At 61.0% G+C, this 10941-nt stretch carries 9 protein-coding genes and 2 tRNA genes; 9 read left to right on the plus strand and 2 right to left on the minus strand.

What is annotated here, in order from left to right:
- From GQX66_RS24950 to GQX66_RS24960, 3 genes are all read left to right on the plus strand, one after another.
- On the plus strand, positions 1–191 hold a 191-nt coding region (locus GQX66_RS24950), incomplete at its 5' end, for a hypothetical protein (protein ID WP_240871928.1).
- A 51-nt stretch (positions 192–242) separates the two neighbouring features.
- Positions 243–318, plus strand: a tRNA-Val gene (locus GQX66_RS24955).
- Between the two features lie 19 nt (positions 319–337).
- Positions 338–414: transfer RNA gene (locus tag GQX66_RS24960), tRNA-Asp, on the plus strand.
- 144 nt (positions 415–558) lie between these two features.
- Here GQX66_RS24960 and GQX66_RS24965 read toward each other — a convergent pair.
- The gene (locus GQX66_RS24965; protein ID WP_240871932.1) at positions 559–1695 is read right to left on the minus strand and encodes a catalase family protein; all 1137 of its coding nucleotides are present in this window, start codon (positions 1693–1695) and stop codon (positions 559–561) included.
- 26 nt (positions 1696–1721) lie between these two features.
- The gene (locus GQX66_RS24970; protein ID WP_240871929.1) at positions 1722–3530 is read right to left on the minus strand and encodes a di-heme-cytochrome C peroxidase; all 1809 of its coding nucleotides are present in this window, start codon (positions 3528–3530) and stop codon (positions 1722–1724) included.
- Between the two features lie 270 nt (positions 3531–3800).
- On the opposite strand from GQX66_RS24970, the gene GQX66_RS24975 reads away from it, so the two are divergent.
- The 6 genes from GQX66_RS24975 to GQX66_RS25000 form a co-directional block, all read left to right on the plus strand.
- Positions 3801–4517 (plus strand): FKBP-type peptidyl-prolyl cis-trans isomerase, encoded by a 717-nt coding sequence (locus GQX66_RS24975; protein ID WP_007950433.1) that lies wholly within the window; start codon positions 3801–3803, stop codon positions 4515–4517.
- Positions 4518–4811: 294 nt separating this feature from the next.
- On the plus strand, positions 4812–5267 hold the full coding sequence (locus tag GQX66_RS24980) for a YkvA family protein (protein WP_007950434.1): 456 nt from the start codon (positions 4812–4814) through the stop codon (positions 5265–5267).
- Positions 5268–5381: 114 nt separating this feature from the next.
- The gene (locus GQX66_RS24985; RefSeq protein ID WP_102688669.1) at positions 5382–5723 is read left to right on the plus strand and encodes a helix-turn-helix transcriptional regulator; all 342 of its coding nucleotides are present in this window, start codon (positions 5382–5384) and stop codon (positions 5721–5723) included.
- Entirely contained in the window at positions 5720–6091 is a 372-nt protein-coding gene (locus GQX66_RS24990; RefSeq protein ID WP_003223109.1) for a hypothetical protein, read from the plus strand. The genes GQX66_RS24985 and GQX66_RS24990 overlap by 4 nt, the downstream gene beginning before the upstream one ends.
- Positions 6092–6499, plus strand: coding sequence for a sel1 repeat family protein (locus GQX66_RS24995; protein WP_240871930.1), 408 nt, complete (start codon positions 6092–6094; stop codon positions 6497–6499). It begins immediately after the preceding gene.
- Between the two features lie 225 nt (positions 6500–6724).
- A partial coding sequence (locus tag GQX66_RS25000; RefSeq protein ID WP_240871931.1) for an RHS repeat-associated core domain-containing protein occupies positions 6725–10941 on the plus strand: 4217 nt, incomplete at its 3' end.

Here is a 10941-nt window from a genome sequence, read left to right on the forward strand (position 1 = left end):
ATACCGGCCTGTCACGCCGGGGGTCGCGGGTTCGAGTCCCGTCCGCTGCGCCATATTCGGTAACCTGGAACACTGAACGCCAGGTCACCACGGAAAACCCGCCAAGGCGGGTTTTTTTCTGCCTCGAGTTGTACATGCGGGATGTGTCGTTTCACCGGTTTTCGGATTTATTTGAAAAAAACTTCAATTAAATCAACACATTACGAAAATTTGTGGCATAATGCGCCCCGTAACGAAGCGAAGGGTGATTAGCTCAGCTGGGAGAGCGTCTGCCTTACAAGCAGAATGTCGGCGGTTCGATCCCGTCATCACCCACCATTCGTTTCAAGCGTTTCGCGCAGCGGTAGTTCAGTCGGTTAGAATACCGGCCTGTCACGCCGGGGGTCGCGGGTTCGAGTCCCGTCCGCTGCGCCATATTCGGTAATCTGGAACACTGAACGCCAGATCACCACAGAAAGCCCGCCTGGTGCGGGCTTTTTGCTGTCCGGGATTTGGCTTTTGCCGGCCTGAACATGAGAAAGCGACCTTTGAAGGTCGCTTTTTTCGTTTCTGGCGCTGCTATTGCGCCGAGTTGCGGCTGTGGCGGTAATCGCTGACCGCTTCATACACCGCCTTGCGCAGGCGGTTGATCCCGCCAATCGGGCGATGGGCCTCGATGCCGAACCAAGGGTTGAAGGAAAGGTTGTCGCATTGCAGGTTCAGCGCCGGGGTGTCGAAGTCCTGCGGGGGCAGGGTGATCCGCGCCACTGTCTGGAATGGGCTGTCCTGCTCGCGCCATTCGATGCTGGTGTCTTCGATCGGCATGTACTTGTTCGCGTCCTGCCGCTGAATTTGCAAAACGAAACACGCCGGAATCCGGTCGGTGGACAGCTGTTGATTCAGCGCATTGCGCAGGAAGTTCGGCAGATCCTGGTTCTGTTTCGGCAAGGTATAAGCGGGGCAGCGCTCCGGATCCGGCATCACCCGGAATTTGGCATTGGCCTCGCCGAACTTGTAGGGCGATACCGAGAAATAGGTCGTGCGGGTCGGGCTTTCCGGCGGTGGCGATAGGGTTGCCAATGCAATGAACAGATGGCGGATCTGCCAGCTGCGCGGATCCCACCCCGGAAAAAACGCCATGACCTTCTTGCCGTCAGCCTGCGCCGCCACATTCTGACGGTACTCGGCGACATCGCTGACAAAGAAGTTCGGGTGACTGAACATCACGAAATCCTGCTCGTGCAGCCCCTGACGGTCACCCAGCATCTGCTTGCCCGGCACATCGAGCAATTTGAGCGCCATGCCCCGGGCATCGCGGATGCTGTCGAATTGCGGATAGGCGTTGCCGTTGGACAGGCGCATCGTCGCTTTCCACAGCTTGCCCGGTTCGCTGAAAACGCCCTGGCGCAATTCCTGAGCCAGATCCGGCAACACCTGCACATCGGCCTTCACGCAGCCATGAGCCTTGGCATGTGCATCGCGCAGGTAGCGGGTGCTTTCGCGGTGCTGATCGACGATGCGCACGGCGGTCTGAATCACGTCCTGGGTCATGGCGGCTTCGCCATCTGGAATCTGCTCCAGCGCCGACACCGGGCCACGGTGCTGCCAGGCGAACCACGCGGTGCTCAGTGCCCAGCCGATCAGACCGATCACCAGCAGGATCAGCAGGGTTTTGCCCAGTAACCGTCCCAGCCAGAGCCAGAAACGCGCCAGCATCGAAGGTCTTTTGAATGAATTGAAGATCATGGCAGTTGCGCCTCCAGCGGGCCGCCCAGCACTTTCAGGTATTCAAGCAGCGCCCAGCGCTCTTCTGGCTGCAGCAGTCGGCCGATGACGCCGTTGCCGCGCTCGCCGGCGCGGAATTCGTGGCCGCTGTTGTGGTTGCCGGTGATGCGGGTGTCGAACAGGAAACCGTTGGTGAAGGCTTCGGTGCGGTAGCCCAGATGGCGCGGGTCGTATTCGAAGGTGCCTTTATAGAAGGTGGTGGCGCGCTCGTCCTGAGGCGACAGCAACTGATAAAGGCTCGGCACCGAGCCGTTGTGCAGGAACGGGGCCGTGGCCCATACGCCGGCAAGCGGACGCGCCTTGTAGGCGACTTTTTCGCGAACGCCGATCGGCAGACCGAAGCCGTCGAGCTGTGGTTTCTCGGCGGCGGTGACGCCTGCTTCACGGTACGCACGGTTTTCCACGAAGGCGGTGACGTAAGCCAGTCCCTTGGCCACTGACAGCTGGCTGAGGTCCAGTGGCTCCTTGGGTTTGGGATGCAACTTCACGTCCATTTGTTCGAGTTCCGCCGGGTTCCATTGCAGGGCGGTCAGGTCGAAGCGGTGATTGGCAATGTTGTTGGCGGCATTCGGGTCGGTGCCGATGACGTCCACCGGGAGCATGTGCAGATGTTGCACCCAGCGTTCGCCGTCCTGGGTCTGGCGCGGTACGTGGCACCCGGCGCAATTCTCGGCGAACAGGGCTCGCCCCTTGGCTGCCAAGGGTTTGTCGACGACGCCGAGCAACTCTTCAGGCCATGCCGGCGGTCGCAGTTTTTGCAGGGTTTCTTCGATCTTGTGCAGATCACGCACACGTACGCTGGAGGCATAGCGGTCATCGCCCTGCAGCGGCTGGCCGTTGGTGTCGAAAAAATTCAGGGTGGCGCCGACGCCCAGCGCCTCGCCGATATTGCGTGCCATCGGTTGTTGCGCCGAACCGTTCCACTGCACCCAGTCGAATGTCCACATGTCCCAAAGCTGCGGGTAATCCACCGGGGCGTTGGCCACGCGGTAATTGCTTGGGGAGATCGCATCGCCGAAGGTCGCGTTGGCGATACGCCCGAACGCGTCGGTGCGGCCCGGGCCTTCTTCGGTGGGGTAGAGGCCGCGATGGGTGTCGTTCCAGGCCACTTTGATGAAGTTGTTCAGTGAGTGTTTGAAGTCTTTGCGCAGTTGTTCGTGGCGGGCGTCGTAGTCGTTGCCCAGCACGTGGCGAGCGAAGCGTTCGAATTTCCACGGGTTGTAGTAAGTCGAGGTAAGACTGGCGACCAATGCCTGTCCGAAACTGCCGCCGCGCAATGTAGGAACGCTGGAGGGCAACACATGCTGGGCCGAGCCGCCGTCAATACGGATTGCCTGGCCATTGAAGTGCAGTTCACCGGTGTGGCAGGCCGCACACGTGATGTCGAGATATTGCTCGGCGCTGCCGGGATTCTGGTGCCGGGCGAAACCTACCGGCAGATTCCCCGGGTTGTCCGGCGTGGCTTTCTGCTGCGGATCGATCAGAAAGCCGAAGCGCGCGAGGTATTCCGGGGAGGCAAAACGTTGCTGCGAGAATGGCAGCTCCAGCGCCTGAAACCATTCGTAACGAAGGCCTTTGACCTGCGTTCCCTGCGGAGTGAAGTAGTAGGTCTGGCGCTCTTGCTCAGTCCACTGGTTCAGGTAATGCACCTGTTTTGCGGGCGCAGGGAAGGGCAATCTCGGATTGGCGACATAGTAAAGAACCACCGCCAGGACCAGTCCCAGCAGCACCACGATCAGCGTCAGCACACGGTATAAGAGGCGCAAGATGAACATCCTTGTCGAGTTGTTGCGCTGTTATGCCTGAGCCGAGTCCTGTGCGGCAAGTGGCCATTACGCCAAGTGTTGTAGGAAGCGGCATCAATCGCTGTCGGTGAAAGATGACAGAAGCTTCATCGTGCCTTTCGCCAAATGCTTTTTAATCCCTGAACTTATCGGAAGATTCCTGCTCTCATGCCGGTAGCCATTGGTCGTGGCGGCCTGATAAGCTCGCGGCTTTACTCGATTGCCCTTTCGGCGCATGAACAAGGAAATAGCATGAAACAGCATCGGTTGGCGGCGGCGGTTGCCCTGGTTAGCCTGGTACTCGCGGGTTGTGATTCGCAGACCAGCGTAGAGCTGAAAACCCCGGCGCAAAAAGCTTCCTACGGTATCGGCCTGAACATGGGCAAGAGCCTTGCTCAGGAAGGCATGGATGATCTGGACTCCAAAGCAGTAGCCCAGGGCATCGAAGATGCCGTCGGCAAGAAAGAACAGAAGCTGAAAGATGAAGAACTGGTCGAAGCTTTCGCCGCGCTGCAAAAGCGTGCCGAAGAGCGCATGGCCAAGATGAGCGAAGAGTCGGCAGCCGCCGGCAAGAAATTCCTCGAAGAAAACGGCAAGAAAGCCGGCGTGACCACCACCGCTTCCGGTCTGCAGTACGAAGTGGTCAAGAAAGCCGACGGCCCACAGCCTAAGCCGACCGACGTCGTGACCGTTCACTACACCGGCAAGCTGACCAACGGCACCGTTTTCGACAGCTCCGTCGAGCGCGGCAGCCCGATCGATCTGCCGGTCAGCGGTGTGATCCCGGGTTGGGTAGAAGGCCTGCAACTGATGCACGTTGGCGAGAAGTACAAGCTGTACATCCCTAGCGATCTGGCTTACGGCGCACAATCGCCGAGCCCGGCAATCCCGGCCAACTCGGTTCTGGTTTTCGACCTGGAACTGCTGGCCATCAAGGATCCAGCCAAAGAAGACGCCGCCGCCAAGTAATCTTCGCCGGTTTCAACAACAACGCCTCGCTTATGCGGGGCGTTGTTGCATCTGGACGATGGTCGGCGTAAACAGACCGAACCGATGCCGGTCATGGCAGTCCTAGACTTTAAGGTTGCCCGCGCTAGACGCCCGGGGCCGCCAAGTCAATGAAATATTGGGATTTTTTATGTGAGTAAAAAACGCCCGATCTGAGCGCAGCCCTTATGAAACGGGGCTCTCAGCGCTGAAATGCAGCTCTGTTCACAAGGTTATCCACAATTTGTGTGGATAACATTTCAACGGGAGAAATAAATGAAAGCGCCGTGGAATTTCGCCCGATTCCTGCCTTTGGCCGGACGCCTGCTGGCTCGAGGTCGCTTGCCGACCTTGTTGTTCGCCGTGGCCAGCAAAGGCGCCGCTCAGGGCAATCGTCTCGGCAAGCTGAAGGACGATCTGCGTCTGTTGCAGGCGTTGTGTCTGGCGTACTGGCGCGGCGAGTACCGTGCGATCAGCGCCAAGGCCATCGTTTCGGTGGTGGCGGGTCTGATGTACTTCCTCAGTCCGGTGGACGCCATCCCGGATTTCATTCCCATGTTCGGCATGCTCGATGACATCGCCGTCCTCGCTTGGCTGATGAAAACCCTCGACGATGAACTGAATGCCTTCCGCCTGTGGCGCCAGCGCCAGGCTCCGGAAAAGCTCAGAGTGGTCGAGCGTCTGCCCGATACACCCGAGCAACTTCAGCTTCAGGGGCCGAAAAAGTCCTGAATCGCGACAGCCTCGTACACAGATAGATACCCCCCACGACCTTGGCCGCTGTTAGGATTACACTTCTAGGGAAAAGTGCCGACTCGCTAAGTGTTGTTGTCCTACGGGGTAGTCATGGATATTCAGATAATTGCACGCGATGGCGAGCCCGAATATGCGGTTCTGCCATGGGCTCAGTATCAGGCTCTACTGAAAGCAGCAGGCATCAACGAAGCACCGTCGCAACTGGCTCCAGCGCCGCTTGCGGCAACCCCGGACCCGATTCTTCCAGGTCTGGATCAGTTACGCAGTTTGCGCGAAGGGAAGGGCATCGCCATCGAGGCGCTGGCCCGCACGGTAGGCATCAGCCCGTCCTACCTGGCCATGATCGAAAGTGGCGAGCGTCTGCCCGACGCCGCGATTCGCCGCAGCCTGGCCTGGGAGTTGACGGTGCCAGGGTGGAGGGAACAATCGTGAGCGTACGCATCAGTCGTCAACATTGGGACGGATTGCTGGGGGAGCTGGATCAGGCGCGCAGGCAGCGCCATCTTTTGACTTATCGAGCCTTGCTTGAACGCCTGCAACTGCCCACGCCGGCCATGCAGACATTGACCGCGGCACTTGAGCATCTCGCCGCACTGGACGCGAAAGCCGAACAACCGTTGCGCAGCTCGCTGGTGATCAGCCAGGGTGCCAGCCGCCTGCCACGCACCGGTTTCTTTGAGTGTGTCGAGCGTCTGGGGCGCTTTTCCGGGCCGTCCGACGGCGTTGCCGCCGCCTCCTGGCATGCTTCGGAAGTGGTGCGGGTGTTTGAGTACGAGTACCCGGAATCGGCGGAGGCCTGAGTGTTTGTACGACTCAAGGCGCGGGCAAGTTACTGGCTGGCCCGTAGGCTGTTTCACTGGTCGTGGTTTGTCCGTCAGCCCCGCGGCTGGCGCTGGCTCGAAGGACAGTTTGCACGCATGGCCAACCTGGGCGATGTCGGCGCGCAAAGTTTTTACGGGCACATCCTGACGTTTCGCGGGGTTGGCCTGGGCGCACGTGAAGAAGGTGTGCGGTTGTTGCGACTGGCTGCGCTGGCCGGGGATGGCAAGGCGGCGTATCAAGTCGGTGTCATCAGTCTTGCAGGTACGCCGAGCAAAGCGCCAGATCCTTCGGAGGCCGCTCGCTGGTGGATCATGGCCGCGAAGGCCGGGCATCCGTTGGCGGAGCTCAAGTTGAAAGAGCTGGCCGGCCGAGACGCTTCTCAATAAGCAAATCATCTGTTCCGTGAACGGGGCGTGAGGGAAACCTCCCGCCCCGTTTTTGCGTCTGCAGTTCGATAAAGATCAGTTACAGACTTCTCCTACATCCTCTGCCTACTCGCCTGACTTCTTTTCTGTTTGATCCCCCGCAAAGTCCCTCGCCTGATTTTTGCGCGAGGGAACGCACATGTTTGACCCGGTTTTTCGTTTCGCCATGCGCATGGGAATGCGCTGATGGATGCCGTCACCCGCATCGAGCAAGAACTCGACAGCTTTCCCCGCACCCTCGATCTCTATCGCGAACAGCTGAAGCACTGGCTCAGCCGCTCGGCAGACACTGTCAGTCATACGGCCGATCTGCCGTCGCTGATGGGGATGGAGCGGATCATCCGTTTCGGCGAGCGCAGCACGGCGGTTGCGATAGACGACGGCCGTTTTTCTTCTGCGGTCGTGCAATGCCCGGAAAGCGGGCCGATGGAGATCGAGAGCAAGTTCGAGTCGGCGTACGACATTCCGTTGGGCGACATCGTTGTCGATGTGGTGGCGGTGGAGGGCGGTGCAGTCGAGTCGGTCACCCTCAATGCTCAGGGCAGGGGACTGTTCACTGGTGAGGCGGGCAAGTTTTATCGGGTGGTGGTGCACGGCGAGGCCAGCGAGCAGCAGGTTGATGCGCTTTTCGAATCCTACGATGGCCTGACTCGGCAGCTGGATGGCTGGCTGCGCAGCGAGTGGCAGGGATTCAAGCCGCAATGGTCGCAGTCGGTGGCCACCGCGGCCGGGAACGGCATGCTGGCCGGGAGCTGGGCGGCGATCGAGGGGGTATGGGACAGCATCGGGTTGCTGTCGGAGGTTCTCAAGGATCCCGGGAAGTTTGCCGAGCGGTTGGGCAGTGGCGCCGCACAGCTGATCGCGTTGGCAGAAACAGCGCCTGAAATGATGGAGAAGCTTCAGTTACTGGTCAGTGACGAGGCGGCGCTGTGCCTGTTGCTGCGTACCGCCAGCCTCTGGCTGGAAATGCTGCCTCCCAATGAGATTTCCGGGAAAACCGCCGAGGCGGTATCGATGGTGGTGGTTCAACTGCTGATCGATGTGTTGATCGGCGTTGTGCTGACCTTTGTCGGTGCCGGGGCGGGGATTGCGTATCTGACCTTGCGTCTGGCGGATCGTGGCGCTCAGTTGCTGTCGGCGGTGGCGCGACTGGTGAAGGCGATGTTCGGCATCGTCAGTACTTTCATCGGCTACGTGAGCCAGTACAAATCCGTCGCCGCACGGGGAATTGCTGCCGGGGTGAAAAAGGGGCGCATGCAATTGCGCTGGGATGCCCGGCGTAATGCTTCCCTGAAAAAAGACGAGCCCCATGACGACACGCCGGATCAGGCGAAAAACCCCAACGGTGACAGTGCCGATTGTGCGCCGCTGACCTGCACCAATGGCTGTCCGGTGTCGATGGTCACCGGTGAGGAATTGCTGACGCTGACTGACGGCGTACTCGACGGGCTGCTGCCGTTCGAGTTCAGTCGGTTGTACCGCACCAGCGCCGCCGAGATTGATGTCGGGTTGGGGTTTGGCTGGAGTCATTCGCTGGCGCATCGGCTGGAGGTCGAGGGCGCTTCGGTGTTCTGGGTTGACCACGAGAACCGACGTACGCGGTTTCCGTTGCCGAGCGTCGAGCGGCCGGCGATCCACAACAGCCTGTCGCGGGCGGCGATCTTTCTCGGGGATGAGCCGGAGGAGTTGATTGTTGCGCTGGCGGGGGACGCGGCGCGGTTTTATCACTTTCGGGCTGGGGGTCTGACGGCGGTCAGCGATGCGTACGGCAACCGCTTGCGTATTACGCGGGACCGTCTGGATCGCGTTGAGCGCCTCGACAACGGCGCTGGTCGCTCCTTGTTGCTGCGCTATGAGCGGGCGCATCTGGTCGCGGTCGATTATCAGGTTTTTCGGGATTCGACCTGGCGCACCGAGCAGACGCTGGCCAGCTACCGCTTTGATGCCCGCCATCGGTTGATCGAGGCGTCGAACGCCGTCGGCGAGACCGAGCGTTACGACTACGACGACCAGCACGTCATCCTGCAACGGCAACTGGCCGGCGGTGCGAGCTTCTTCTGGGAATGGGAACGTGCCGGCAAGGCGGCGCGCTGTGTGCGGCACTGGGCGTCGTTTTCGCAGATGGACACGCGTTACGTCTGGGATGGCGCCGGCCGTGTCACGGTGCATTACGTCGATGGGACTGAAGAGACTTACGTCCACGATGACACCGCGCGGCTGGTGCGTCAGGTGTCGGCGGACGGGGGCGAACAGCTCAAGGCCTACGACACGCAGGGCCGATTGGTCGCCGAGCAGGATGCGCTGGGCGCGGTTACCGAATACCGCTATGACGACGCCGGACGGCTGATCGCGCTGATTCCGCCGGACGATGCGCCGAGGTCCTACGAGTACCGCAACGGTTTCCTGCACAGCCGCTCACGTGGCGATGCGGTGTGGACGTACCGGCGTAATGCCCAGGGTGACATCACCGAGGCGGTCGATCCGGATGGCCATGTCACCCACTACCACCGCGATGCACAGGGGCGGTTGCTGTCGATCCGTTATCCGGATTCGGGTCGGCATGTGTTCGTGTGGAACGACCTGGGCCAACTGGTCGAAGAAAGTCTGCCGGACGGTGGGGTTCGCAAGTTTTCCTACGATGCGCTAGGGCGGCGGATTACGGCGCAGGACGAGCATGGCGCGGTCACCCGTCATGCATGGGATGCCGTTGGCCGGCTGATCCAGACCACCTCGCCGAATGGCGCCACTCGAGCCTTCAGTTATAGCGCCTACGGCCAGATCACGGTCGAACGCGATGAACTGGGGCGGATCACCCGTTACGAGTATGACGACGACCTGCATTTGGTCAGCCGGCGGATCAACCCCGACGGCACACGAGTCCAGTACCGCTACGACCATGCGCAGCTGCTGCTGACGGAAATCGAGAACGAGTCCGGCGAAAAGTATCGGCTGGACTACACGCCCACCGGACTGATCCGACAGGAAACCGGCTTCGATGGTCGGCGCACGGCGTATGCCTACGACCGCAACGGCCACCTGCTGGAGAAGACCGAGTTCGGCGACGACGGCACCACGCTGGTCACCACTTACCAGCGCGACAGCGCCGGGCGATTGCTGCTCAAGACCCTGCCGGACGGGGTCGAGGTCAGCTACCGCTATGACCGTCTCGGCCGGCTGGTCGGCGTGGATGACGGCCAGGATCACCCGCTGGCCTTCGAATACGACCTGCAGGACCGGCTGGTGCGCGAGCATCAGGGCTGGGGCACCCTGCGTTACGCCTACGACGCCTGCGGCCAGCTCACCCGCCTGCGTCTGCCGGACAACAGCAAACTCGATTACCACTACGCCAAGGGCGGGGCGCTGACGGCGATCGACCTCAACGGTGCCTTGCTGACCCGCCACGTCTACCAGCACGGCCGCGAACAGCAGCGCCAGCAAGGCCTGCTGCTCAGCGAATACACCTACGACGAACAGGGCCGCTTGCGCGCCCACGCCGTAGGCCATCAACGCAGTGCGCTGTACCGCCGCGACTTTGCCTACAGCGCCAACGGCAACCTCGAACACATCGCCGACACCCGCCACGGCCAGCGCAGCTACACGTACGACGCCCTCGACCGGCTGATTCGCGTACGCCACACCCGCGACGATGTGCCGGAAAACTTCGCCCACGACCCGGCCGGCAACCTGCTGATGCAGGATCGCCCCGGTCCGACACAGATCAAAGGCAATCGCCTGCTGATGCAGGGCGATCGTCATTACGACTACGACGCCTTCGGCAACCTGATCCGCGAACGCCGCGGCCGCGCGCAAACCCTTGTCACCGAATACCGCTACGACAGCCAGCACCGCCTGATCGGCCTCACCCGTCCCGACGGCACCAGCGCCACCTATCAGTACGACGCCTTCGGCCGGCGCATCCGCAAAACCGTCGACGGCCAGACCACCGAGTTCTTCTGGCAAGGCGACCACCTGATCGCCGAAAGCAGCCCGACCCAACACCGCAGCTTCATCTACGAACCCGGCACCTTCCGCCCACTGGCCATGCTCGACGGCAAAGGCCCGAAACGCGCCTGCCCGTTCTACTACCAGCTCGACCACCTCGGCACCCCGCAGGAACTGACCGACTACAGCGGCGAGATCGTCTGGTCGGCCAAATACAGCGCCTACGGCAAGGTCACCTCGCTGGAGCTCGCGACCGAGGACTACCTGAACCAGCCACTACGGTTTCAGGGGCAGTATTTCGATGAAGAAAGCGGGCTGCATTACAACCGACACCGGTACTACGACCCGGAGGTGGGGCGGTACCTGACGCCGGATCCGGTGAAGTTGGCGGGTGGGTTGAATCAGTACCGGTATGTGCCGAATCCGACGGGGTGGGTGGATCCGTTGGGGTTGACGTCCAA

It is taken from the genome of Pseudomonas sp. B707 (assembly GCF_022496685.1).
Taxonomy (GTDB): domain Bacteria; phylum Pseudomonadota; class Gammaproteobacteria; order Pseudomonadales; family Pseudomonadaceae; genus Aquipseudomonas; species Aquipseudomonas paraglycinae.

Coding starts and splice junctions, on each gene's coding strand:
- GQX66_RS24965 (WP_240871932.1), bottom strand. CDS start 1,695: ATGCTGGCGCGTTTCTGGCTCTGGCTGGGACGGTTACTGGGCAAAACC.
- GQX66_RS24975 (WP_007950433.1), top strand. CDS start 3,801: ATGAAACAGCATCGGTTGGCGGCGGCGGTTGCCCTGGTTAGCCTGGTA.
- GQX66_RS24980 (WP_007950434.1), top strand. CDS start 4,812: ATGAAAGCGCCGTGGAATTTCGCCCGATTCCTGCCTTTGGCCGGACGC.
- GQX66_RS24985 (WP_102688669.1), top strand. CDS start 5,382: ATGGATATTCAGATAATTGCACGCGATGGCGAGCCCGAATATGCGGTT.